The following is a 23,616-nucleotide window of genomic DNA, read 5'->3' on the forward strand; positions in this document are numbered from 1 at the left end:
TCTCACTCCGGGCGCGCCACCGCCGGCCGTTTCAGCGGCTGGATGGTGGCCATCGCAAGCCCCGCTCCGGCGAACGCACACGCGGCGCAGACGAGCGCGACGGCCCGCAGCGCCTCGGTCGTCGCATCGGCTTGCGCGCGCGCCACGGATGTCTCGCGCGGCGTATGCGAGGCGCCCGCCGCCCCTCCCGCTTGCTCGACCGGCGCCAGCAATTGCCCGCTCTGGCGCGTATCTTGCGGCACATGCAGTTCGTCGAGGCGCGCCGATAGCGCCGCGTGGTGCGACCACACGAATACGATGCCGAGCACCGCAATCGCCAGCAGGCCCGCTACGCGCGCAACGGCGTTATTGATGCCGGACGCCACGCCTGTGCGGTCGCTCGGCACCGCGCCCATCACGGTCGTGGTAAGCGGCGCGACGGTGATCGTCATGCCGAGCCCAAGCACGACGAGCGCAGGGAAGAATTCAGCCCAATAGCTGCCGCGCACGAACGGCAGCGCCAGCAACGTGAACCCGACTCCGGCGACGCCCGGGCCAACGGTCAGCAGCGTGCGCGAACCGAAGCGGCTAGTCAGACCGCCAGTGAAGCGCGATAGCAAACCGATGATGAAAGGCACCGGCAACAGCGCCGCCCCCGCTTCGGTCGCGGTGTAGCCATGCCCGCGGATCAACGTGAACGGCAGGAAGAAGAACGTGCCGCTAAGGCCGAAGTAAAGCAGCAGTGTGACGAGGTTGGCGCCGGCGAAGTCGCGCGAGCGAAACAGGTCGAGCGGCATCATCGGGTTGGGGCTGCGCGCCTCAATGGTCACGAATGCGGCGAGCATCAGCACGCCGGCGCCAATCGCACAGAATACGAGCGGATGCGCGAAGCCACGCGCCGATGCTTCGGTCAGGCCGAACGTCAGCGCGGCGAGGCCCGTGGCCGCGCTTAGTGCGCCGGGCCAGTCGAGCTGTCCAGGCGCATCGGCCCCGTGGCTGTTGGGCACCGCCGATATGGCGAGCGCGATCGTCAGCGCCGCGAGCGGGACGTTCAGGAAGAAGATCGCGCGCCACGACCACGCGTCGACGAGCCAGCCGCCCGCCACCGGCCCCACGGCCGACGTGATCGCGCCGACGCCCGCCCAGGTGCCGATTGCCCGTCCGCGCGCTGCGTCGTCGAAAACTGCGCCGATGATCGCGAGACTGCTGGGTACCAGCAGTGACGCGCCGATGCCTTGAACCGCGCGCGCGGCGACCAGCGCAAACGCATTCGGTGCAAATCCGCAAGCGGCCGACGCCAGCGTGAAAAGCGCGACGCCCGCGATGAACACCGTGCGCCGGCCGAGCTTGTCGCCCATCGATCCGCCGACCAGCACGAGGGAGCCGAGAAACAGCAGATACGCGTTGACGACCCACTGCATCGCCGCGACGCTCGCGCCGAGTTCGCTCTGAATGGCCGGCAGCGCGACGTTGACGACGGAGCCATCGATGAACGCCATGCTCGAACCACTGATCGTCGCGGCCAGCGCGAGGCGCTTGCGCTGGCACGGGCGGCCGGTCGTGATGGGCTGCGTGCGGATGACGAGCTCGTCGCACGGGCTCGCCTGCGCAGCGATGATGTGCGCCGTCCTCGGCTTGCTACCAGGATGATCAGGGTCGGCCACGTTCGCTCCCGTGCTGGTCGATGAAGACTTAGAGCCTGTTCGTGCCAGCGAGGCTAGTCAACCCCGCAGCGCAACATCGCGGAGCGGGTTTTGCCCATTCGGGGTGTCCCGCGCCGCCGGACGGGACGCCAAGGACTTCGCCGGCGAGCGGTTACAGGCGATAATCGGTTGGAAGCAATCGATCTAAAAAAGCGGAGAAGGAATGGACAAGCAAGGTTTCACCACTGGCATCGTTCACGGCGACAGAATTGCGGGCACCGAGCACGGTGCCTTGCGTCAGCCAGTTCATACGTCCGTGCAATATGGTTTCGAGCGCGTCGAGGACCTGATCGGCGTGTTCCAGGGCACGAAGAAAGGCGGCTTCAATTACGCGCGGCAGGGCACGCCCACCACCGCCGCGCTCGAGCGCAAGATCACCAGCCTCGAAGAAGGCGTCGGCACGGTCTGCTTCAGCACAGGCATGGCCGGCATCACCGCGACGTTCCTGACGCTGCTGCGCGCGGGCGATCATCTCGTGTCGAGCCGTTACGTGTTCGGCAACACCAACAGTCTGTTCGGCACGTTGCGGGCGCTCGGCGTCGAAGTCACGACCGTCGACGCGTGCAACGTCGACGACGTGAAGAACGCAATCCGGCCGAATACGCGCATGGTGTTCGTCGAAACCATCGCGAATCCGGGCACGCAGATTCCCGACCTGCAAGGTATCGGTGACGTGTGCCGTGAGCGCGGCATCGTGTACTTCGTCGATAACACGATTACCTCGCCCGCATTGTTCAAGCCAAAGGCGGTCGGCGCGAGCCTCGTCATCAACTCGCTGACGAAGACTATCGCGGGTCATGGCGCGGCCCTCGGCGGCGCGGTGACGGATACCGGTCTGTTCGACTGGAGCGCGTATCCGAACATCGCCGACGACTATCGGCGTTCGGCGGCGAAGGATCAGGGGCTTCTGCAGATCCGCAAGAAAGGCCTGCGAGACATGGGCGCGGCATTGTCGTCCGAGCAGGCGCACTCGATCGCGATGGGCGCGGAAACGCTCGCCTTGCGCGTGAAGCAAAGCAGCGACAATGCGCTCGCGCTCGCGCAGTTTCTCGAAGGGCACGAAGCGATCGGCAACGTGTTCTATCCTGGCCTGAAGAGCCATCCGCAATACGAGATCGCACAGACGCTGTTCAAGGGCGCGTCGTGGCTGTTGTCGTTCGAATTACTCAACGTGGATCGCATGGTCGAAGTCGTCAACGCGCTCAAGCTGCCGGTCAAGGCGACCGGTCTCGGCGACACGCGCACGCTGATCATTCCCGTCGCGCCGACGATCTTTTTCGAAGCCGGGCCGGAAACGCGCAAGGCGATGGGCATTTCCGACGGCATGCTGCGGCTGTCCGCGGGCATCGAGGATATCGACGACCTGATTGCGGATTTCGCACAGGCGCTCAAGTTCGCGGCGTAGTTTTTCGGGCCTTCGAAATTCTGAGCGAGGCTGGTGCGCCGGCCTCGCTTGTTTAGTTCCTGGCAGTGCAATCGGACGTCGGGGTATCAGTTGCAGGTCTGGGCTACTTCCTGCGCCGCTGATACATGAGCTTCACGATATCGGTCGTCGGCCCGCTGGTCATGAGGCGACGGATCTCGTCCATGTGAACCCAGCGACACCTGGATATTTCGTTACTCGGGCGAGCTTTGGCCCGATTCGGGATTTCGCAGGAAAACACGTGATGGTGTTTCTGCTTGCCACGGAAGTCGAAGAGATGCTTGGCCGACTTGCCGGATAGTTGAGTTTCTTCCTTGAGTTCCCGAAGTGCGGCGTCCGTGCGATGTTCTCCACGCTTGAGGATCCCGCCCGGTAAAACCCACTTTGATTGACTACGTGCGACCAGAAGGATTCGCTTACCTCTGCGACAGATCACGGTGGCGCGTTTCTTCAAACCGAACTCCCACTGATGCCCCAGATGCTCTCAAGACGCGCACCACACGGCGGCGTATCGGGCGTTGCCAGACATAGTTGAGCATCCTAATACAGAACAGCAGAAGCCGGCAATGTTTCGAAGCGAGGACAGCGGACGCGCGGCAGCTTAAAGTGCGTCATCAACGCGTCACAATCTCGGCGCTCGAGGGTCGCTATGGTAAGGTCTGGGCAAATGAAATTTCTATCCGACTCGAGGCTGCAATGAATATGGATGGTGACTGGTCCTTGCCACGGCCAAACACTCTCTTCAAAGTCAACCGCCGGACGGCCGGTTCATCACTTTCAAAAACGAGTTCCATCGCTAGTACCTTCTCGTCGCTGGCGGCGCCAGTGGTGGCCGAAGCCGTGCAAAGGGCAAGAGAGCTATCCACGCAGAGCGATGCAGAAGGGTTTCATCAGCTTCGCGTGGCTTTCAGAAAGCTTCGGGCTTTGTATTGGGCGTACTCTCCATACCTCGGAGAGGAATCGACCGCGCAAGCCACCGAAGAATTCAAGCGTCTTGCGGCCGTGGCAGGCGGAACCCGTGACTGGGACATAGCAGGCGATCTGCTGAGAGCCGCCAAGGAGTCTGGCGCCTCGATCGAACTGCTGGTGGCCGCGGCGCGCGAGAAGCGCGAGCAGGCGGTGGTGCATAGCCAGACGATGATCAAAAGCGACGATGTCGAGGCGTTCCTGAACGATGTCCTGCTTCGCGCGCAAACCACACTGCTGTCGCGTTGCGACAATCTACCCATTCAGGCGTTCGCCGAGAAGCGTGTCCGTCTAGCACAGCGTGCACTTCAAAAGCGAAGCAGACGCGCTGCACGCAGCGAGGACACCCACGAGGAGGATCTTCACGACGTTCGAAAGGCAGGCAAAAAACTGAGGTACCTGCTGGAGTTTTTTCAACCCGTTATCAAAGGCGGACACGGTCGCACCATCAAGGAATTGACATCCGTGCAGAACAAGCTGGGGCAGTTCAACGACATTGCAGCAAGCGAGGCGCTGATTCGCAGCGCGTCATTCAATGAGGTTCCGCCCGAGGTCGTGCAGGAATCGCTGCAATGGTTGGAAAAACAGAAGTCCCAACGAATGCGGGCGGCATCGCGGGGGGTCCGAGGCATCTCTAACTGAGGCGGGCGCGATCTGACTGAGTGGATGCCGAAGTATCGCCGGGACAGTCAAACGTCAGTGGCAATCTGGAAAGCGGATATCCAATCGGGGACACGACGATATGCTCAGGCGCTTTTCTCGGGGGCGAGCCGTTGGTACCTCGCATGACAGGACCGCAATCGAAGCCTTCCGGTTAATTCTTGACAATTCAATCTGCCTACCTACCCTTAGCAGAACTTGGCAACAACTCAATCGCGTGCGCACAACCAGTAAGGCAACGACTGTTCGGGGAAATGCTTTCCAAAGTCAACGTCGATGGGTCGGTCTCCCGAAATCAAGCTCGCTTGACTTGGCAAACTTCCACCGGCAGGTAACGGAGGGTCGTCGTGGCGGCAAGATCGATTCACCGCGCGTCGTTAAGCACGTTGCCCGGGGGGCGCGCGGTCGATTGACGATTCCGCTGACGACGCGGCACCAGCGACTCAAGTCTTTCTGCATCCTCCATGCCATCTGGCTCATGGGCCTGTCACCCGTGCCGGCATTGGCGCAGCAGACGGTGACCGAACGGCCCAATCTCTCCGGGAGCGAAACGATCGACACCCCCGCCAACAACGTCCTGTTTGTTGGCACCGATAACACGAGCACCAGCTTCTCCGGCACGATCAACAATGCTGGCGTTGCGAGCGATCCAACGTCGCAACAAGGCCAGTTTGTCAAAACGGGGAGCGGAACACTGACGCTCGACGGCGCAAGGATCGGGGGGCTCCGCATTCGTGATTGGCGGTGGACTGGCGGTGACGAGCAGCGACGCCGCCATCGACTATCTTTCGCTGGGCCTGGGCAATGCCCCAACTCTTCCCGGATCGACGTCGTCTGGCACGTTGAACGTGAGCGGCGGCACGCTCACGTTCAACTCCGCGCTCCAGGTCGGCGACTTCGGCGGCACGGGCACGGTTACGCAGACTGCGGGCAACGTCGTCTTCGGTATGCCGGGCACGCCGGTGTCGCTGAACATCGGCAACCAGGGCGGTACGGGCACCTTCAACGTGGCTAACGGGACGCTGTTCATCGGCTCGAACGTCACGTCCACGGGTAGCCAGGGCACCGGTACGATCAACCAGACCGGCGGTACCCTTGCAATCGGCAGCGCGTCGAGACTGTTCCTCGCGGCGGCCGGCAACGGCACGTATAACCTGTCGGGCGGCACACCGCAGATTGGCGGAAGTTCGCTGTTCGGCGACTTCAACAATCTGGGTGGCACCTATGCATTCAATCTCGGTGGAGGAACGATACAGGTGGTGGGTTCGGCGCTGAGCGCAGGCGTCAACGCAACGCTGGTCGGAGGCACGACGTCGACCATCGACACCAACGGCATGGGCGCGACATGGTCCGGCGTGCTCTCCGGAAGCGGGGCACTGGCCAAGGCCGGCAACGGCGTGCTCACGTTATCCGGCCAGAACACCTTTACCGGTCCGACCAACGTTCGCAATGGCGTGCTCAATCTGACCGGCTCGTTGCAGTCGCCGGTCGATGTGGAGGCGAACGGAACCCTGGGCTGATATCAAGAGTCGACTTCGGTCGAGAAGTCGTCAGCGATCGCCCCGGCGACTGGCCGAAGTGCATCAAAAACAGCCTCAGGATGCGGAAGCCGTCGACCGGCAGCAACGGGGCGAGCCTGCATGAAAACGCGTTGATCGCCTGAACTGGATTAACTCATTCAGCAGTAAGCGCCTCGCGTCGGCCGTTCGTGATGTGTCGCGCGCATGTGGCACGCTATCGGTAACGCGTTGATCGATACCTCGCGGATACCGGCAGGAGACGTTGCGGCGATCAGGTTGTCGCTGACGGCGGAGTGGATTGCGTGGGCAACTTGCCGACCATGTTCCAGGGCAGCAGTTCGTCGATGCGACTGATTTTGTGGTCCGCGATGTGAGTCAGGATGTATTCCAGATATGCACGGGGGTTGATGTCATTCAGTTTGCACGAGCCGATCAGACCGTACATGGCAGCGGCCCGTTCGCCTCCACTGTCGGAGCCTGCAAACAGGAAGTTTTTCCTCCCCAGACTTACACAGCGCAGAGCGTTTTCGGCGAGAGCGTTGCTGATCTCAATACGACCGTCTTCGCAGTACAGAACGAGTGCGTTCCATTGATTGAGCGAGTAGCGTATCGCCTTGGCCAACTCGGATTTTGCCGACAGGGTCGCGATCTTGTCCGTCATCCACGCCTTGATGGTCGCGAGCACCGCGAGGCTTCTCTCCTGCCGTACGCGCAATCGTTCGGCGGCGGGCTCGCCCCGGATATCAGCCTCAATGTCGTAGAGTTCGCCGATCAGCTCGAGTACGTGCCTTGTCGACTCAGTCGGCGTGCGGACATGAACGTCGTATATGTACCGTCTCGCGTGATCCCAGCAAGCCGCCTCACGAATCTTGCCGCCTGCATACAGCTCGTCGAAACCACCGTAGGCGTCGGCCTGCAGGACGCCCTTGAATCCGGCCAGATGAGTCTGCGGATGTATCCCCTTTCGGTCGGGCGAGTAGGCAAACCAGACTGCGGCCGGGTCCGTCGAGCCCGAACGGCTGTCGTCGCGAACGTACACCCACAGGCGACCCGTGCGCGTCTTTTTGTTGCCCGGTGCAAGCACCGGGATCGGCGTGTCGTCCGCGTGCAGCTTGAACGTTGCCATCGTGTAGACGCGCAGCGCTTCGGTCAACGGCTCGCACAAAGCCTCGCACTGGCCGACCCAGCGCCCCATGCTGGCGGGGTCGAGCTTAACGCCGTCACGCGCGGCAATTGCCGACTGCCGGTACAGCGGTTGATGATCAGCGAACTTCGAAACGAGGATGTCAGCAAGCAGGCCCGGATGCGCGATGCTGCGCTCAATTGGCAAGCCCGGCATCGGCGGCTGCGAGATGTGATTGCAGCAGGTGCAGACCGCCTTGCGGCGGATCGTGCGAATCACCTTGAACATGGCGGCGACACGGGCAAGCTGCTCGGACACGTCCTCGCCGAGTGGCCGCATGGTGTTGCCGCAGTTCGGGCAGCTCGGATCGGGTTCGAGCACGCGCTCTTCACGCGGCAGATGGGGCGGCAACGCCTCCTTCGAGGCTGCTGCGCCGGCGGGCACACTTGTGCCCGATGTGCGGTCGCGGCGAACATCCGCGACACCGCGCCCACCGCTCAGCTCATCCAGTTCCGTTTCGAGCCGCTCGATCTGCCGGTCCAGCTGCTCGGACTTGCGGCCAAACTGCACCCGTTTGAGTTTGTCGATCTGGGCCTTGAGCTGTTCGATCTCGATATCGCGCTCGGCAAGCTGGGCACGAGCCTCCAGCAGCAAGGCCTTAAGCGCATCGACGTCATCCGGAAGACGGGCATCATCGGTCATGCGCCGGAGTTTACGCGTGCCCCGAAGCGTTTACAACACCGATAGCGCCGCGGTTCGACGCGGCTGCCGCCAGTCAATGCCCTCGAGTAGCATCGAGAGTTGTGCCTGTGTCAGATGGACCTTACCGCCGTCGGCCTGCGGCCAGACAAACCGCCCTCGCTCAAGCCGCTTCGCCAGGAGCCATAGCCCGTCCTCCGTGGCCCACAGGATTTTGATGAGGTCACCGCGCCTGCCCCGGAAGATGAAGACGTTCCCGTCGAACGGATTCTCCTCCAGTGCAGTTTGCACCTTCGCCGCCAGGCCCTGAAATCCGGAACGCATGTCGGTGACGCCAGCCGCAATCCAGATGCGGGTGCCCGCCGGCAGCCCGATCATCGGGACAGTTCTCGTACCAGTAACCGCAGCATATCAGGCGACACGTTGCCGCGGATGCGCAGGCGTGCACGGTCAAATTCGATCTCGCAGACGTTCTCCGACACAGCCTCGCGCATGGACATCGATGTCTCGGTTTCGGCGACAACGCTCACCGGAAGAAAGTAAGCGCCTCGCGTCGGCCGTTCGTGATGTGTCGCGCGCATGTGGCACGCTATCGGTAACGCGTTGATCGATACCTCGCGGATACCGGCAGGAGACGTTGCGGCGATCAGGTTGTCGCTGACGGCGGAGTGGATTGCGTGGGCAACTTGCCGACCATGTTCCAGGGCAGCAGTTCGTCGATGCGACTGATTTTGTGGTCCGCGATGTGAGTCAGGATGTATTCCAGATATGCACGGGGGTTGATGTCATTCAGTTTGCACGAGCCGATCAGACCGTACATGGCAGCGGCCCGTTCGCCTCCACTGTCGGAGCCTGCAAACAGGAAGTTTTTCCTCCCCAGACTTACACAGCGCAGAGCGTTTTCGGCGAGAGCGTTGCTGATCTCAATACGACCGTCTTCGCAGTACAGAACGAGTGCGTTCCATTGATTGAGCGAGTAGCGTATCGCCTTGGCCAACTCGGATTTTGCCGACAGGGTCGCGATCTTGTCCGTCATCCACGCCTTGATGGTCGCGAGCACCGCGAGGCTTCTCTCCTGCCGTACGCGCAATCGTTCGGCGGCGGGCTCGCCCCGGATATCAGCCTCAATGTCGTAGAGTTCGCCGATCAGCTCGAGTACGTGCCTTGTCGACTCAGTCGGCGTGCGGACATGAACGTCGTATATGTACCGTCTCGCGTGATCCCAGCAAGCCGCCTCACGAATCTTGCCGCCTGCATACAGCTCGTCGAAACCACCGTAGGCGTCGGCCTGCAGGACGCCCTTGAATCCGGCCAGATGAGTCTGCGGATGTATCCCCTTTCGGTCGGGCGAGTAGGCAAACCAGACTGCGGCCGGGTCCGTCGAGCCCGAACGGCTGTCGTCGCGAACGTACACCCACAGGCGACCCGTGCGCGTCTTTTTGTTGCCCGGTGCAAGCACCGGGATCGGCGTGTCGTCCGCGTGCAGCTTGAACGTTGCCATCGTGTAGACGCGCAGCGCTTCGGTCAACGGCTCGCACAAAGCCTCGCACTGGCCGACCCAGCGCCCCATGCTGGCGGGGTCGAGCTTAACGCCGTCACGCGCGGCAATTGCCGACTGCCGGTACAGCGGTTGATGATCAGCGAACTTCGAAACGAGGATGTCAGCAAGCAGGCCCGGATGCGCGATGCTGCGCTCAATTGGCAAGCCCGGCATCGGCGGCTGCGAGATGTGATTGCAGCAGGTGCAGACCGCCTTGCGGCGGATCGTGCGAATCACCTTGAACATGGCGGCGACACGGGCAAGCTGCTCGGACACGTCCTCGCCGAGTGGCCGCATGGTGTTGCCGCAGTTCGGGCAGCTCGGATCGGGTTCGAGCACGCGCTCTTCACGCGGCAGATGGGGCGGCAACGCCTCCTTCGAGGCTGCTGCGCCGGCGGGCACACTTGTGCCCGATGTGCGGTCGCGGCGAACATCCGCGACACCGCGCCCACCGCTCAGCTCATCCAGTTCCGTTTCGAGCCGCTCGATCTGCCGGTCCAGCTGCTCGGACTTGCGGCCAAACTGCACCCGTTTGAGTTTGTCGATCTGGGCCTTGAGCTGTTCGATCTCGATATCGCGCTCGGCAAGCTGGGCACGAGCCTCCAGCAGCAAGGCCTTAAGCGCATCGACGTCATCCGGAAGACGGGCATCATCGGTCATGCGCCGGAGTTTACGCGTGCCCCGAAGCGTTTACAACACCGATAGCGCCGCGGTTCGACGCGGCTGCCGCCAGTCAATGCCCTCGAGTAGCATCGAGAGTTGTGCCTGTGTCAGATGGACCTTACCGCCGTCGGCCTGCGGCCAGACAAACCGCCCTCGCTCAAGCCGCTTCGCCAGGAGCCATAGCCCGTCCTCCGTGGCCCACAGGATTTTGATGAGGTCACCGCGCCTGCCCCGGAAGATGAAGACGTTCCCGTCGAACGGATTCTCCTCCAGTGCAGTTTGCACCTTCGCCGCCAGGCCCTGAAATCCGGAACGCATGTCGGTGACGCCAGCCGCAATCCAGATGCGGGTGCCCGCCGGCAGCCCGATCATCGGGACAGTTCTCGTACCAGTAACCGCAGCATATCAGGCGACACGTTGCCGCGGATGCGCAGGCGTGCACGGTCAAATTCGATCTCGCAGACGTTCTCCGACACAGCCTCGCGCATGGACATCGATGTCTCGGTTTCGGCGACAACGCTCACCGGAAGAAACGGTGCAACGTCAACCTCTGACTGCTGTTGCACATGCGCCGGATGTGGTGCTCCGAATACGCCTTGAAGATATTGGCGACGCCATCTGAACAGCAGGTTGGTGTTAATGTCGTTGCGACGCGCGACCAGCGATACGGAAGCTCCCGGTTCGAAGGTCTGTTCGACCAGCTGTCGCTTGAATTCGCGCGGAAAGTTCGGGCGCCTACCGGGCGCTTCGTTCTTGCCATCTACTATGTCGGCCACTTTGGTTCCCGCCAAAAAATTTGGTGGGAACCAAATTACCTCCATTTATGGCTGCTTAGAGAACGGCCGAGATGAGGCGCTTACGGAAGAAACGGTGCAACGTCAACCTCTGACTGCTGTTGCACATGCGCCGGATGTGGTGCTCCGAATACGCCTTGAAGATATTGGCGACGCCATCTGAACAGCAGGTTGGTGTTAATGTCGTTGCGACGCGCGACCAGCGATACGGAAGCTCCCGGTTCGAAGGTCTGTTCGACCAGCTGTCGCTTGAATTCGCGCGGAAAGTTCGGGCGCCTACCGGGCGCTTCGTTCTTGCCATCTACTATGTCGGCCACTTTGGTTCCCGCCAAAAAATTTGGTGGGAACCAAATTACCTCCATTTATGGCTGCTTAGAGAACGGCCGAGATGAGGCGCTTACATTCAGCATGGGTGACCGGATGAAGCTTTAGTGCAGCGTGTAGAGAGTCTGCGGTCCCTCGGCATAGAGGGTGATGGCGACCTTCAGGATCTCATTGCGATTCCGGTCGAAGGAGGCCAGCACCTCGGCTTCGTCAGTACCGAGGGCGGAGTCGAAATGCTTCAGTACGCGGTCTTCCACAAAGAAGGTAATCTCGCGTGCTTTGTCGTATCCCCAGAACCACACGCCATGCCTGATCCCATCATAGCTACGGCTGGGGTTAGAAAAACTGAGTGCCATGTGTCGTCCTTCGTTCTACGCCTCAGATGGACCGGATTGCACGCTCACTACCTGCGCGGAGCGCTCCCGCTAGTGCGGATCGCCTTTCATGCTTTCGGCTTCCATCGCGGCATGCAATTCCTCATACGCCTCGATTGGCTCCATGTCCTGATCGACGAACGCGGCTGCGCGCTCAGCGGCGGTCGACGCGTCGCCCGGGATATCGCTCTCGCTGTCGTCTTCGGTACTTGGCGGCAGCAGCATGTCCTCAAGCATCCCGCGCAGCTCGGGAGTATTCCATGGCTTGCCCAGCTTGGCCTTCCTGTTCAGGTAGTGACGAATTTCCGAGTCTTGCTCGGCCGTGAGCGGAAGCCCACGAAAAGTGGGGTCCGAGTGGTGATGGATCATGATGCGCCTCCCGAAGCGGTTTGCGCCTTCAATGTGGAGATATCAATTTACTGCGGTGAACGTTACAAGTTGCATGTGATCGCTGTGCCGCGTGTCCGCGGCCAACCGATTTACGTCTTCTTCTTGGCGACACCTTCGTTCGCAACCCGCGAACGAACCGTGCTGAACGGCTGTGCCGGCACTGACGGCTTCGTGGGTTGCTTGGGCTTTTTCGCTTCGCGAGTGCTGCGTAATTGACTCTTGGCCATGGTGTTGCTCCTGGTGCGTTGCGTGACAAGGCGGATATTCCCAGCATACGCGCTTAGTTTGGTCGCGGCGTCAAAATGAACTGATGTGGAGTGTCGCTACGCGGAAAACTGCCAAGGTTGGCCCATTTTAGCGAAGTGCAGCCGCCACGGCCTCGTCAATCTGCAGCGCAAAGCGCGCTTCAACATCGGGCACTGTGTAGCCAATTGACAGTTCCAGATACGCGTCGCCTAGCACCAACTGAACGAATGTCGCTGCCCGCAATACAGCAGTCGATTCGTCAAATCGCTTTCGCAGAATTTTTGCCGCGAAGGCACGCACGACCTTTGCGCCATTTTCGTAAAACACCTGGCCGAGTTCAGGAAGACGCTCGGCCTCAGCGACGATGGCCCGGTAAAGCCGCAGGTAATCCGGCACGATAAGGCTTCTTGCCAGCAACCACCCCAACTCGTGCAACTCGACTTCGGGTGATCCATCGGATTGCTCGTCCTGAGCCTCGGCAAGAAGTCCACCCACCTGAGCGCACATCGAGCTCACCAGACCAACGAAGAGCGCCTCCTTCGACTTGAAGTGGCGGTAGACCGTCTGTTTGCCGACGCCAGCGGCCGTGGCGACATCATCCATTGTTGCCAGGCCGAAACCTTGGCTTAAAAAAACGGTTTTCGCGCCTTCGAGGATGGCGGACCGCTTACGGCGTTGCAGCGGGCTCAGGTCGGGGAGAGAGGGCGTGTTCATCCCAGATAAATAACAGATCGCCGAGTAGTTGACAAGACTGGTCAGTCTCGTTTAGATTTGTCAAAACGAGACCGGTAAGTCTCGTTCGTGTGACTCATCAACTTCGCAGGCAATCATCGAGGAGAACGCTATGGAACTGTTCATTACAGGTGGTACTGGCTACATCGGGCAAGCGGTCGCGCGCAAGGCAATCAGCCGCGGCCATCAGGTGACGGCGCTGGTGCGCCAGGACAGGTCGGCTGCTGCCAGCGCGCTGGCAGATCTCGGCGTGAAACTGCATTCCGGCGACCTGCGTGAGCCACAGTCTTTCGCTGCGACCGCCGGGGCCGCTGAGGGCGTGGTGCACATGGCGTCGACCAATGATGCTTCCGCCGGTGCCGTTGATGAGGCTGCGGCTGTAGCGGTGCTTTCGCATTTGCAGCCGGGCGCGGCGTTTGTCTATACGTCGGGCACCTGGGTCTACGGCAATACGGAGGGGGAGCCCGCGACTGAAGCTTCGGCGCTGAACCCGACACCACTCATCGCCTGGCGGCCCGCAGTGGAGCAACATGTGCGGGCGCTAGCGGCGAGTCGCTCGATTGCCGCAGTGATTCTCAGGCCGGCGATGGTGCACGGCTACGGCGGCGGCGTCTTCGGTATGCTTGCCGGGATGGTCCGTCAGACCGGCAGTGTGAGGGTCGTCGGCGATGGTCGCGATCACTGGCCTGCCGTTCACGTCGACGATCTCGCCACGGCTTACCTGAGCGCGGTGGAGCAGGCGGCAAGCGGGGACGGTCGAGTCACGGGACAGATCTTCAACGTGGTCGCGGAAGATGCTGTTGCCGTTGCCGAAATGGGTGAAGCGATTCGGGCCTCGGTCGGCGCCGATCGCGTCGAACTCTGGTCGCTCGACGATGCTCGCAAATCGCTTGGACTGTTCGCTGACGCACTGGCGCTCGACCAGACAGTAAGCGGCCAGCATGCCCGGCGAGTTCTTGCGTGGGAGCCCCATGGCCCCGGCCTGATTGCGGACCTCTCTGCACAAAAACACTTTCAGCAAATCAACGGAGCATGACGATGGTGTGGAACAGTGCGTCTTTAGAATCGATCCTCGCGACGATCGTAGCGGTTCTGTTCGCGGTTGCTGGGGTGGTCAATCTCGCAAGACCCGGCGCGGTGAAGCGCGACTTCGCACGCTGGGGTTATCCGGCATGGTTTCAGTGGCTCTGTGGCGCTCTCGAGTTGTTGAGTGCGGCACTTCTTCCTGGACAACAAACCAGAGTCTTAGGCCTAACGCTGGCCGGTGCGATCATGATCGGTGCGCTCTTCACGTTGCTACGAAATCGGGAACCGTTCCGGCATCTCGCCCCGGCGCTGATCTTCTCGGCTCTCATTGTGGTTACTGTGGCGGTCCGCGCTTGAGGCTTCCTTGCCATCAGGCGAGTGAGCCGGGGACGCTAACAGGCCGTGCGGGCAATCCGTGCTGCAGGTACTTGAAATACGCACACGGATAGCTGCATTGGAGCAACTCCAGTTTGATCACGTGCGTCATGCGTCCGCTTTTTGTAGCGATGGCTGGGCGCTCCGGGTCGCCTGCCGCAGATCGCCGCTTTACGTGCCACGGGAAACGGTCCCTCATGCATGGGGCAGCGCGCGGCCACTACCGGCCATTCGTGGCGCATATCCCCGGCCATTCGAATGACCGCGTCAATACAAGCAGTCTCGCCGGCAGCGTAAGAAAGCGGAAATGCTCGTCGCTCACCTTAAACGCATCCTCAAACTGGACCGTTTGCGGCTGCGTGGTCCAAATCTTCGACGATGCCGGGAATCTCTTCGGTCTGCAGCGCGCGTGGCACCGTAAAGGGCCGCTGCGGACGCAGGCGAGAGATGTATCCTTCCGCCGCCACGGCGCTTGGCGCCACGGGAGGCTCGCCGGCGTGGAAGATGGGATCGGAGACTCGCCCGACGTGCCAGAGCCGGGAGACGATCAGACCGCCGGCTGCGTGAACCGCAGAGCTCACCTCCTTCCAGCCCGCGACCTGCTTTTCCGTCCAGATGCCCGCGCGCGACGAGCGGGCGCTCCGGCGCCTTCAGTGCGGCGCCGGAGCCTCGAGATAGACGCCTGCCGACAACCCGGCCTTCACCTGCCGCGTGAACTCGTCGGTGGACACTTCCTCCGCCCCTGCCTCGATCGCGTCGTATGCCTGACGCACGACGTCGGCCGGCGTCGCCTTCGGCACGTCCAGCCCGCGCGTCAGATCCGTATCGATAAAACCGGCATGCAGCCCGACCACCTGCGTGTGCTGCTCGCGCAGCGAGTGACGCAGGCCGTTGGTCACCGCCCACGCGGCCGACTTCGACACGCCATAAGCCGCGAGGATCGGCCGGTTTATCCAGCTCGCAACAGACAGTACGTTCAGGATCGCGCCGCCGCCGTTGCCGGCAAGGTTGCCCGCGAACGCCTGCGACATCGACAGCATCCCGAACACGTTGGTGTCGAAGTGATCGCGTAACGCGTCGAGCGCGCCGTCGTCCGTCAGACTGCCGAGCCGCGCGATGCCCGCATTGTTGATCAGAAGCGTGACGTCGCCCGCCGTGTCGGCGGCAGCGGCCACGGCCGCCGGATCGGTCACGTCAAGCTTCACGGGCACGACGCCCGTCAGCGTTACGCTGGCCGGATCGCGCGCGCCCGCATAGACCTTGCGCGCTCCTCTTTCGAGCGCCTGCTTCGCGAACTCAAGGCCAAGCCCGCGGTTCGCACCCGTCACGAAAACAACAGCACCTTCGATCTCCATATCTCATCCTTTCGCATGATGAATCGCATGTGCGCCGGTTCGCAGCGCGCGTGAAATCCGGAGAAAACAAACCTGCCCTTGCGTACCGAACCGTTGCGCCGCCGAACGGCGCCAACGTCCGCCGCCCGCGGGCATCAAAGAACCGCGATGAACCTGGACTGCCATCCGTACCACGCCGGCGTTGCTTCGCGTTGTGCGCGAAAGTCGGCTACACTCATCTCAATGTCGATCACCATCGTCTTATGGCGAATAGTGTCGAAGTAATTCGGGTATGTCAATGATGATCGACATTGTGTTTTTCAATCGACGCGATCGCTTGTATAAGGGAGAGATCGATGGGGGTGTCACGACAGCAGGCCGCCGAGAACCGCAGCGCGATCGTCGCGGCCGCCGAGAGGCTTTTCCGGGTACGCGGAGTTGATGCCGTGGGGCTGACGGAGTTGATGAAGGAAGCCGGTTTTACCCAAGGCGGCTTCTACAACCACTTCAAGTCGAAGGATGCGCTGGTCACCGCGGTCATGGAAAAGGCGATGCAAGACTACGCGGATTCGCCAAACGTCGGCAGCCTGGGGAAGCAGGCGGCACGCTACCTGTCCGCCTCGCACCGCGACAACGTCGAAGCAGGGTGCCCGCTGTCCGGCTTCGCTGGCGACGCTCCGCGGATGACCGACGCGGCGCGTGCGTCCTACGCGCGCGGCCTCGCCGCGTATGTCGACCGGCTTGCAGCCATGATCGCCACGGAAGGCGCGACGACGGAACAAACCCGTCGCGATGCGATTGCAGCGTTCAGTCAGATGGTCGGGGCGCTCGTGCTGTCGCGTGCGATCGCAGGCGCCGATCCGACCTTCGCCGACGAAATCCTCGACGCGGGGCGGCGCACGCTCGTCGACGCGCTCGACGACCCGGTCACGCCGGACAGCGGGCGCCGCAGCAGGGCGGATGGCTGATACGCCGCCTGCGGCCCCGGGGCCCTGCGTGGGAATGCGTAGGTCGGCGGGCAGCACGACTTGCTCGCAGAGGCTCAGCGCTTTAGCGCGCCGTTGAGCGGCGGCTCCGTGCCGTCGTCGCCCGCCTGTCCTGGCGTAGGCAGGTACCTGCCGAAGTTCATTTCGAAGTCGCTTGGAACGCCGTAGGCCAGGCCCGCCTTGAAGCGCGTCCCTTCGTGCCGTTGTTCAGTCCCGACTCGCGACGGCGAGCCGGAATGCCAATCCGGCGAACACTGACCCAAGCACGTATCGAGGAATTCGCGATCGGTGGCGTCGACCTGTCCATCGCTCGCCAAAATGGCTTGCGGCAAGAATAACGACGCCGTTCACGATCAGACCGATGAAGTTCAGAACGGTCGCGAGCATCAATATCTGAAAGGCGACCGCGCTGCTCAACCAGGCCAGCGGTTCTGTGCGGAAGCCGTCGAGCATGGCGTCAGCTTCGTCCGGCGTCATACGGCCCACCGAAGCAGACCAGAACGCATCGTCCAACGTGAAGTTGCCTTCAACATTGACAATCCGGCGGACGTATCCTGGATATGCGTGTGCAAACAGCATCGCGATCGATCCGCCTATCGAGTACGTCTTGCTCCGAAGCGCGCGTCAACGAACCCGCGGATATGCTCGACCTGCGCGGGTAAGGAAATCTGCTCGAACGGGACGGACCGATGCTCTCCATAGCCGAGCAAATCGGGGGAGGCGTGCTTGGGTTCGTATTGCCATACGTCCAAGGTTCCGATGAGGCCGTGAATGAAAATGACGGGCGGGTCGTTCTTCATATCGGTCGTCCTCTCTTTGGACGTGTTTCGGTTTTCTTCAGTTCGTCATCAAGTTCTTCGAGTTCAAGCAAATGAGTCCGATCGTGGTCAAGTAACTCACGCACGAGTTCTTCGAGAGTCATGCGCCGCACACCATCGCGGAGCCCGCAACGCATAAGCTGCTCCGCTCGCAACCTTCTTAGCGACTTGCAAAAGTGCCCCCTCGAACGCCGGAACGCTTCAACGGCATCTTTCAGGTCTTGACCGAGATAGTTCCGTTCGTCGGCAAGCGCCGTGCCATCTACCGAACCGATTATTGGAAGATGTTCCGTTCGAACCGCCCTGATTCTCTCTGCGAAAACAACGTCAAGATCGCGCAGATGGCACGCATGCTCCACGAGCGCGAAGCCCGTCCCCTCCGGCCGTTGACGCCAAGCCGCCACGGGGATGCGGGAAACGACCTCGGATAGCTCGCCAGGCGTTAGCAAAAGTGCGTCAATGACCTCACCAAAGGGCAACCTGTTGGGATATGGACTGAATACGGTTCCGTAACTAAACAACACCCCGCCAACGCCTGTCTGTCCACAGGCACAGCGCAGGCTATTCCGCCATCGTGCTGTCCGGACTTAACGAGGAGTTGTTATGACATTTAGCGCATCCGCCCCGGATGGTCGACAAGAAATCGCATCGCCGAACCTTCCAGATTGAATGGCACATGAACCGGATTCTGGACGGCGTCCACTCTTCGTCGGCCTATGACACGACGACGGTAAATTCGACCCCTGATTCAAAGTCCAGCGTCGTGGTCGAAAAGCGCGGATCGCCGTCGAGGTAGTGCTTGTATGGCCGAACGGCGTCCTCGGCGGTGTACATGTTGTCGGCGAGAACGATAGATCCCGGGCGTAGCAGGCGCTCAATCTGCTTGAACAGATTCAGATAGGTGTTGGCCCAGACGTCGATAAACACCATGTCGAAAGTGCCGTCCAGTTCGGAAACGGTCTGGAAGACATCGCCCTCCCGCAGGTCAACATAAGCGTCTACGCCCGCCGTTCTGACGTGGGCCCGAAATTGTGCGCACTTAACAGCATCGAGTTCAGTCGCGACAACTGTCCCACTGCCTAACGTGCGAAGGGCCTCGGCGAAATACAGCGTGGACACACCGCAGGAACTGCCGAGTTCGAGGATTCGAGCTGGTCTGTGCGAAAGCACCATGTTGCGTAAGAACCGTCCCGTTTCCGCTGACACGGCTAACGATAGAGGAGTGCCTTGCGAGGATTCGAAATCTTCGCTCGATAGCCCGAGCGTTTCGAGAAACCGTCCACGGAGTCGAGGTACGAGCGTTTCGTATTCCTCCGCGAGAGTCAGAAACTCCTCGCTCGATCCCTGAAATTGCGCCTGTGCGCGGGCTATCACTTCTGTCTGGCTCTGTTCGTGAAGCTGTCGCAGAAGATCCGTGGTTGATGAAGCCATGTGCGCTCCTTGAGGAGATCGATAATACTGACCACTGCGCCAGGCGGCCTGCGCTTTTCTTAAAACGCGTGACGCTATGCCGTTCTGGCGAGCTTGATCGCGCGTTCAGGGCACGCCGTCACACAAAGACCGCACGACCGGCAGGCGTGCGCGTTCGGTGTGTAGGCGACTTTCATTCCATGCACGCGTAGCTTGAGGCGGTGCATCAAATCGAGGCTGAGATAATCGACCTCATCGATGCGCCGGATCTCAAACACATTCTCAGGGCAGACCTCCAGGCAATCGCCCTTGCCTTCGCAACGTTTCAGGTCGACGACTGGCGCAATCACGCCCGGCTTCTGTTTGCAGTCGCCCGTTGATGTCCCGCGCATGGTCAATCTCCCCCGCGCCGGTCGCGGCCCGATCGCCATGCCGTCTGGAAATGCTCCCGTTCTTCGGGCGTCATCGCTTCCCATTTGCGCCAGTGACGCCGTTCGCGCCAGCCGCCGTGTCCGCGGAATCCGCCAAACAGGATGCGGCTCAAAACCAGCAGGCCCAACGCATGCGCGAAGTCGATCGCACGGGCGCCAACGAATAGCGCCGGAATCACCCAATTCCATAGCGTCATGACCACCCAACCGAGCACGGCTATGGCAACCACCACGAGCAGCGCTTTACCGGCGCATCTGATTCGAAACTTCATCCCTCGACTCCTCTATATATCCAGTTCGTCATAAATGGCCTGCAGTCGGGCGCGCAGATGCAAGACCGCGTAGCGTTTGCGCGCAAGCAGCGTATTGAGCGCGACGCCGCTTTCCGCCGCCATGTCTTTGAAGGGCCGCCCCTCCAGTTCGTGCGCGATAAATACCTCACGTTGATTCGGCGGCAACTCATCGAGCGCATCCTGCAAGGCCTTGAGCAATACAGCGCGAGCGTAGAGCGCTTCGGGGCCTGCATCGTGCGCCGGCAGGGCGAGGTCGAGGCGATACTCACCGCTGGCGTCGTCCTCGGCCTCAGACAGATCGGTCAGCGGTTGCTCCTTCTTCTTGCGAAAACGATCGATGATGCGATTGCGCGCGGCACGAAATAGCCACGCGCTCGCCTGTTCGATCGGAGCGGGAAGCCGGTAAGCCTGCACGAATTCGTGGAACACATCCTGCAGGATGTCTTCGGCGTCGTCCGGGTCGCGTATTCGACGCCGGATAAAATTGACGAGCCTCGTGCGCTCACGCACCACGGTCGCGGTGATGTCGCTGTCTGGGTCGGTCATCGGGTGCGAGGTGGGTGGCGGTTCCATGCGCCTGAAGACGTTTCAGGAGCGCGAATATTGTGGTGAGCGCGAAAAATCTTTCCTTGAGCAACTGCCGGTTCGCTTGAGGCAGTGCGTGACGGGGTTGTGACCATTGATTGACCGGAAGACGTGGGTGCGTTTCCGTAGCGATGCCGCGCAATCCAACCAACGTCCATAAGACCGACACCCGATCCAGGCATAACCGCGTTCGTTTCAGAGAGAGCCGCCGCAACGACAACCGCGCATGTAAGTAGAATCGTCAACATTCGGCCCGGCATTTGATGGCCGTTCCCAATTGGCGAGACACAGCGATGAAGGTAACGATTGCGTACATCGAAGAACCCCCGTTCGGTTGGACGGAAGCAGATGGTACCCCCACGGGCGCTGACATCGATCTGGCCGACGCGGTTCTTCGGGCGATCGGCGTAACCCGGATCGAGCATCATCTGACGTCGTTTAGTGAACTCCTGCCCGGCGTTGAAGCAGGCAGGTGGGATATGAACGTTCCGCTGTTCGTCACACGCGAACGCGCCAATATGGTCGCGTTCAGCGTCCCGGTATGGGGGATCGCAGACGGTTTTCTGGTTCGGACTGGAAACCCGAAAACGCTCGACAGCTACGTGTCGCTTGCCAAACGCGCTGGTGCGCGCCTTGGCATCATAGCCGGACAGGTGCAGCACGACTCAGCGAGAGCGTCTGGCGTAAGCGAGAACCAAATAGTCGTCTTCGAGCATCAGGCCGACGCTGTCGAAGCGGTTCTCTCTGGCGCCGTCGATGCGTATGCGAGCACGGCCTTGGGGAATCGGATCATTGCGAACCGGATCGGAGGCTCAATGCTCGAGGCTATCGAGCACCAACCGGGAACGAAGGGCAAGCAGCAGAAGCCTCCGCTCGGGGCATTCTCGTTCAATAGAAGTAACAGCGATCTGATCCAGGCGGTAAACAAAGCCCTTCGTTCATATCTGGGCTCGCCAGATCATCGTGCTCGCATGGCGGAATTCGGCCTGACAAACAACGAGATCGATCCCGCTCTCGCGGGTCGAGTATAAGACGGGCGTCGGCCAAGTGCTGCACCGAACCGCAAAATGCTACGATTGCCCAGCACATCGCCTCGCATGAGCAATACCGCCGCTCTCGCATCGAGAGCGGCGCTTCTCAATTGCGCGCTTAGCGCTACATTCCAATGCTCATCCCGCCGCCCGCGCTTGTGCCGGTGTTCGTACCGGTGTTCGTACCCGTGTTCGTACCGGAGTTCGACGTCGTATTCAGATCGATTCTTCCGTAGACGCCATCGGCTTCGCCATTCGGCCCCGCCGCGAAGAAGAGCGTGCTGGAAGGCTGATTGCTGAGATCGTTGCCGAACGCGATGCCCCACACGCCGTGCTCGACGATCGGACTGCCGTTCGGTCCACTGATCTGTCCCATCGACTGACCGCTCGACGCGTTGAACGCATTGATCATCCCATCGCCGAAATTGCCGATCAGAATTGCGCCGCTCATCGAGCCGAAGTTACCGGGCGCTTGCGCAATGCCCCACGGCGCGTTCAACGGACCGCCCGTCGCGAAGCGTTGCTTCAGGTTGCCCGCGGTGTCGTACACATCGACCATGCCGAGTCCCGCGCCCGGGACATCGTCGTGTTTGGCTGCGTCTTGCATCGCGTAGGTGACGAACAGATTCGAGCCGATCGCCTGAATGCCGAACGGCGCGAAGCCGGCTGGAATCGCCGGGTCCGTGAAGGCGCCGGGCATCGCGACCTTCGTGAACGAGGTATCGAAGACGTCGATCTTGTTGTTATGGAAGTCCGTCGCGTAAAGGAAGTTGCCGTTGTTCATCGCGGCAAGCGCGAGACCCTTGTAGACGGCGCCGCCCGTACCGTCGTCGTACATGACGAACGCATTGGTCGGCCCTACGGCGGGCGCCCAGGCGGTGATGGTGCCGCCTTCGCCCGTGAAGATGAACGCAGCGACTCCAGACTTGCCGTTTTCCGTGACGCGGAAGCTTTGTGTTCCATTGAAAACGATGCCCGTGGGCGATGCGGAGCCGTTCTTGCCGTCGGGTATCGTGACGACCAGCGATTGCGGCACGCCATTGCCGTCATAGAGCGTCGCGACGTTGGTGCCGTTGTCCGCGACCCAGACGAAACCTTTGGGATTGAAGGCCACGCCCCAAGGGTTTTTCAGATTAGCGTCGGTGTGTGCAGCGGGCACCGCGCCATCGGATACGAGGGCCGTCGCTGTGAATGACGACTGGACGGGTGGGCTCGCGCTGCTCGAACTCGAGCCACCGCTGCCACCGCCGCCACCGCCGCCGCATGACATCAGAGTTGCGACGGCCGCGCCGCATGCAAGGACGCCGAATATAGCGAGTAGAGACTTCATGACCGCTCCTTGTTCTGCGCAAAGGACCTAACGGTCAATGAACGAGAACGGCGCCGGGTTTATTCCGGCGGAGAGCGGGCTTATTTCGCGGCAGATCTCGTGAGATCCAATGGCTGGATTCGCCCCACGACCGCCACTCTGTGCGCCGCCGATCGCTCCGCTACCTACAAAAGCACGCGGCACGCTGTTTGCGACATTCCTGTAGCGCAGGCGGCAACTGTCTGCGTCTATCTTCCAGTCCAATCAAGGAGGGGCGGATCATGAGCAAGGCAACCATCACACTAGTCGCGGCCGTCGCCGCACTCTCGCTGTCGGGCGGCGCTTATGCGCAGGCGGCCGGAGGCCAGCGCGGCAGCGGTTCGACCGGCACAGCCGGCAGCACGGCTAGTCCGTCGAACCAGATGAACGGCGCAACGACGGGCGGCTACGGCATGCCAGGCACCACCAACACGGACAGCGGCATGGGCGCCAAGGCGCCGAACTCGGGCCTGCCGAGCAGCAATAGCAGCTCGACGTCTGACACCACCGCCGCTCCCAAGAGCAACAACACGCTGGCGACCCCAAGCGTGGTGTCGCCAGCCGCTACCGGCCATTAACAGCTGGTAGAAATGACCGTCAGCCGCGAATCAGCGCAAGCACAAAGGGCTGCGATCGCAGCGACATAGGTGCAATTGCGGCCGGCGCGCAGTTTCCCGGATATCAGGCGCTAGCTAATGCGACCGATCTACGCGGTTCCATGCTGTCGCTATTCGACATTTCTCCACCGGGAACTACGCGCCGGGTTTCCAGGCAACGCGTGAACTCCAGGATTTACGGCTCGCATCAGAGGCCGCAGAGCCGGTAGGTCCCGCGTTGTCGGTC

27 protein-coding genes and 3 pseudogenes are annotated in these 23,616 nt (G+C 61.4%); 8 read left to right on the plus strand and 22 right to left on the minus strand.

Annotated features, from left to right (window positions below):
• Nucleotides 1–2 precede the first annotated feature (2 nt).
• Nucleotides 3–1,643 (minus strand): MFS transporter, encoded by a 1,641-nt coding sequence (locus OKW28_RS07520; protein ID WP_429444448.1) that lies wholly within the window; start codon nucleotides 1,641–1,643, stop codon nucleotides 3–5.
• A 202-nt stretch (nucleotides 1,644–1,845) separates the two neighbouring features.
• Between OKW28_RS07520 and OKW28_RS07525 the strand changes: the two genes are divergently transcribed.
• Complete coding sequence (locus OKW28_RS07525) at nucleotides 1,846–3,087, plus strand: cystathionine gamma-synthase family protein (protein ID WP_187614652.1); 1,242 nt, start codon at nucleotides 1,846–1,848, stop codon at nucleotides 3,085–3,087.
• 103 nt (nucleotides 3,088–3,190) lie between these two features.
• Here the strand turns inward: OKW28_RS07525 and OKW28_RS07530 are convergent, their stop codons facing one another.
• Complete coding sequence (locus OKW28_RS07530) at nucleotides 3,191–3,559, minus strand: NUDIX hydrolase (RefSeq protein ID WP_429444450.1); 369 nt, start codon at nucleotides 3,557–3,559, stop codon at nucleotides 3,191–3,193.
• Between the two features lie 242 nt (nucleotides 3,560–3,801).
• Between OKW28_RS07530 and OKW28_RS07535 the strand changes: the two genes are divergently transcribed.
• Together OKW28_RS07535 and OKW28_RS07540 are read left to right on the plus strand one after the other, a co-directional pair.
• A complete protein-coding gene (locus OKW28_RS07535; RefSeq protein WP_429444452.1) occupies nucleotides 3,802–4,713 on the plus strand; it encodes a CHAD domain-containing protein in 912 nt (303 codons plus the stop codon).
• A 773-nt stretch (nucleotides 4,714–5,486) separates the two neighbouring features.
• Nucleotides 5,487–6,251 carry an autotransporter-associated beta strand repeat-containing protein gene (locus OKW28_RS07540; protein WP_429444454.1) on the plus strand — a complete coding sequence of 255 codons (765 nt, stop codon included), beginning with the start codon at nucleotides 5,487–5,489 and terminating at the stop codon, nucleotides 6,249–6,251.
• A 271-nt stretch (nucleotides 6,252–6,522) separates the two neighbouring features.
• On the opposite strand, the gene tnpC (OKW28_RS07545) is transcribed toward OKW28_RS07540, so the two are convergent.
• From tnpC (OKW28_RS07545) to OKW28_RS07595, 11 genes are all read right to left on the minus strand, one after another.
• Complete coding sequence (tnpC, locus tag OKW28_RS07545) at nucleotides 6,523–8,076, minus strand: IS66 family transposase (protein WP_429444456.1); 1,554 nt, start codon at nucleotides 8,074–8,076, stop codon at nucleotides 6,523–6,525.
• Nucleotides 8,077–8,106: 30 nt separating this feature from the next.
• Nucleotides 8,107–8,451: an IS66 family insertion sequence element accessory protein TnpB gene (gene tnpB, locus OKW28_RS07550; protein ID WP_429444458.1), complete on the minus strand. Its 345-nt coding sequence runs from the start codon at nucleotides 8,449–8,451 to the stop codon at nucleotides 8,107–8,109.
• On the minus strand, nucleotides 8,448–8,573 hold the full coding sequence (locus tag OKW28_RS07555) for a hypothetical protein (protein WP_429444460.1): 126 nt from the start codon (nucleotides 8,571–8,573) through the stop codon (nucleotides 8,448–8,450). Before OKW28_RS07555 ends, tnpB (OKW28_RS07550) begins: the two co-directional genes overlap by 4 nt.
• A gap of 146 nt (nucleotides 8,574–8,719) precedes the next feature.
• Nucleotides 8,720–10,273: an IS66 family transposase gene (gene tnpC, locus OKW28_RS07560; protein WP_429444456.1), complete on the minus strand. Its 1,554-nt coding sequence runs from the start codon at nucleotides 10,271–10,273 to the stop codon at nucleotides 8,720–8,722.
• Nucleotides 10,274–10,303: 30 nt separating this feature from the next.
• The gene (gene tnpB / locus OKW28_RS07565) at nucleotides 10,304–10,648 is read right to left on the minus strand and encodes an IS66 family insertion sequence element accessory protein TnpB (protein WP_429444458.1); all 345 of its coding nucleotides are present in this window, start codon (nucleotides 10,646–10,648) and stop codon (nucleotides 10,304–10,306) included.
• Nucleotides 10,645–11,052 carry an IS66-like element accessory protein TnpA gene (gene tnpA / locus OKW28_RS07570; protein ID WP_429444462.1) on the minus strand — a complete coding sequence of 136 codons (408 nt, stop codon included), beginning with the start codon at nucleotides 11,050–11,052 and terminating at the stop codon, nucleotides 10,645–10,647. Before tnpA ends, tnpB (OKW28_RS07565) begins: the two co-directional genes overlap by 4 nt.
• 80 nt (nucleotides 11,053–11,132) lie before the next feature.
• Entirely contained in the window at nucleotides 11,133–11,387 is a 255-nt protein-coding gene (locus OKW28_RS07575; protein ID WP_429444464.1) for a transposase, read from the minus strand.
• 111 nt (nucleotides 11,388–11,498) lie between these two features.
• Nucleotides 11,499–11,750 (minus strand): DUF1488 domain-containing protein, encoded by a 252-nt coding sequence (locus OKW28_RS07580; RefSeq protein ID WP_429444466.1) that lies wholly within the window; start codon nucleotides 11,748–11,750, stop codon nucleotides 11,499–11,501.
• Between the two features lie 69 nt (nucleotides 11,751–11,819).
• A complete protein-coding gene (locus OKW28_RS07585; protein ID WP_429444468.1) occupies nucleotides 11,820–12,137 on the minus strand; it encodes a hypothetical protein in 318 nt (105 codons plus the stop codon).
• 110 nt (nucleotides 12,138–12,247) lie between these two features.
• Complete coding sequence (locus OKW28_RS07590) at nucleotides 12,248–12,385, minus strand: hypothetical protein (RefSeq protein WP_429444470.1); 138 nt, start codon at nucleotides 12,383–12,385, stop codon at nucleotides 12,248–12,250.
• A gap of 127 nt (nucleotides 12,386–12,512) precedes the next feature.
• On the minus strand, nucleotides 12,513–13,118 hold the full coding sequence (locus OKW28_RS07595) for a TetR/AcrR family transcriptional regulator (protein WP_429444472.1): 606 nt from the start codon (nucleotides 13,116–13,118) through the stop codon (nucleotides 12,513–12,515).
• Nucleotides 13,119–13,248: 130 nt separating this feature from the next.
• Between OKW28_RS07595 and OKW28_RS07600 the strand changes: the two genes are divergently transcribed.
• Nucleotides 13,249–14,172 (plus strand): NAD-dependent epimerase/dehydratase family protein, encoded by a 924-nt coding sequence (locus OKW28_RS07600; protein ID WP_429444474.1) that lies wholly within the window; start codon nucleotides 13,249–13,251, stop codon nucleotides 14,170–14,172.
• A gap of 2 nt (nucleotides 14,173–14,174) precedes the next feature.
• Nucleotides 14,175–14,519, plus strand: a complete 345-nt coding sequence (locus tag OKW28_RS07605) for a DoxX family protein (RefSeq protein WP_429444476.1) — start codon at nucleotides 14,175–14,177, stop codon at nucleotides 14,517–14,519.
• A gap of 365 nt (nucleotides 14,520–14,884) precedes the next feature.
• Here the strand turns inward: OKW28_RS07605 and OKW28_RS07610 are convergent.
• Nucleotides 14,885–15,157, minus strand: a pseudogene (locus tag OKW28_RS07610) (alkene reductase); the annotation flags it as partial.
• Nucleotides 15,158–15,187: 30 nt separating this feature from the next.
• On the minus strand, nucleotides 15,188–15,892 hold the full coding sequence (locus OKW28_RS07615; protein ID WP_429444478.1) for an SDR family oxidoreductase: 705 nt from the start codon (nucleotides 15,890–15,892) through the stop codon (nucleotides 15,188–15,190).
• Nucleotides 15,893–16,227: 335 nt separating this feature from the next.
• On the opposite strand from OKW28_RS07615, the gene OKW28_RS07620 reads away from it, so the two are divergent.
• Complete coding sequence (locus OKW28_RS07620) at nucleotides 16,228–16,839, plus strand: TetR/AcrR family transcriptional regulator (protein ID WP_429446886.1); 612 nt, start codon at nucleotides 16,228–16,230, stop codon at nucleotides 16,837–16,839.
• Between the two features lie 225 nt (nucleotides 16,840–17,064).
• Here the strand turns inward: OKW28_RS07620 and OKW28_RS07625 are convergent.
• From OKW28_RS07625 to OKW28_RS07650, 6 genes and pseudogenes are all read right to left on the minus strand, one after another.
• Nucleotides 17,065–17,657: pseudogene (locus OKW28_RS07625) on the minus strand (hypothetical protein).
• Nucleotides 17,654–18,208: pseudogene (locus OKW28_RS07630) on the minus strand (DinB family protein); the annotation flags it as partial. The pseudogenes OKW28_RS07625 and OKW28_RS07630, both read right to left, overlap by 4 nt.
• Nucleotides 18,209–18,389: 181 nt before the next feature.
• The gene (locus tag OKW28_RS07635) at nucleotides 18,390–19,106 is read right to left on the minus strand and encodes an O-methyltransferase (RefSeq protein WP_429444479.1); all 717 of its coding nucleotides are present in this window, start codon (nucleotides 19,104–19,106) and stop codon (nucleotides 18,390–18,392) included.
• A gap of 74 nt (nucleotides 19,107–19,180) precedes the next feature.
• Complete coding sequence (locus OKW28_RS07640) at nucleotides 19,181–19,477, minus strand: 4Fe-4S dicluster domain-containing protein (RefSeq protein WP_429444481.1); 297 nt, start codon at nucleotides 19,475–19,477, stop codon at nucleotides 19,181–19,183.
• Nucleotides 19,478–19,479: 2 nt separating this feature from the next.
• Nucleotides 19,480–19,788 carry a hypothetical protein gene (locus OKW28_RS07645; RefSeq protein WP_429444483.1) on the minus strand — a complete coding sequence of 103 codons (309 nt, stop codon included), beginning with the start codon at nucleotides 19,786–19,788 and terminating at the stop codon, nucleotides 19,480–19,482.
• A 12-nt stretch (nucleotides 19,789–19,800) separates the two neighbouring features.
• Nucleotides 19,801–20,382, minus strand: coding sequence for an RNA polymerase sigma factor (locus OKW28_RS07650; RefSeq protein ID WP_429444485.1), 582 nt, complete (start codon nucleotides 20,380–20,382; stop codon nucleotides 19,801–19,803).
• 305 nt (nucleotides 20,383–20,687) lie between these two features.
• On the opposite strand from OKW28_RS07650, the gene OKW28_RS07655 reads away from it, so the two are divergent.
• A complete protein-coding gene (locus OKW28_RS07655; protein ID WP_429444487.1) occupies nucleotides 20,688–21,425 on the plus strand; it encodes a transporter substrate-binding domain-containing protein in 738 nt (245 codons plus the stop codon).
• Between the two features lie 124 nt (nucleotides 21,426–21,549).
• Here the strand turns inward: OKW28_RS07655 and OKW28_RS07660 are convergent, their stop codons facing one another.
• Nucleotides 21,550–22,755 (minus strand): TIGR03118 family protein, encoded by a 1,206-nt coding sequence (locus OKW28_RS07660; protein WP_429444489.1) that lies wholly within the window; start codon nucleotides 22,753–22,755, stop codon nucleotides 21,550–21,552.
• 260 nt (nucleotides 22,756–23,015) lie between these two features.
• Between OKW28_RS07660 and OKW28_RS07665 the strand changes: the two genes are divergently transcribed.
• The gene (locus tag OKW28_RS07665) at nucleotides 23,016–23,351 is read left to right on the plus strand and encodes a hypothetical protein (protein WP_429444491.1); all 336 of its coding nucleotides are present in this window, start codon (nucleotides 23,016–23,018) and stop codon (nucleotides 23,349–23,351) included.
• Nucleotides 23,352–23,616: the final 265 nt, after the last annotated feature.

Origin of the sequence: Paraburkholderia sp. 40 (assembly GCF_050434105.1) — a bacterium.
GTDB lineage: Bacteria > Pseudomonadota > Gammaproteobacteria > Burkholderiales > Burkholderiaceae > Paraburkholderia > Paraburkholderia tuberum.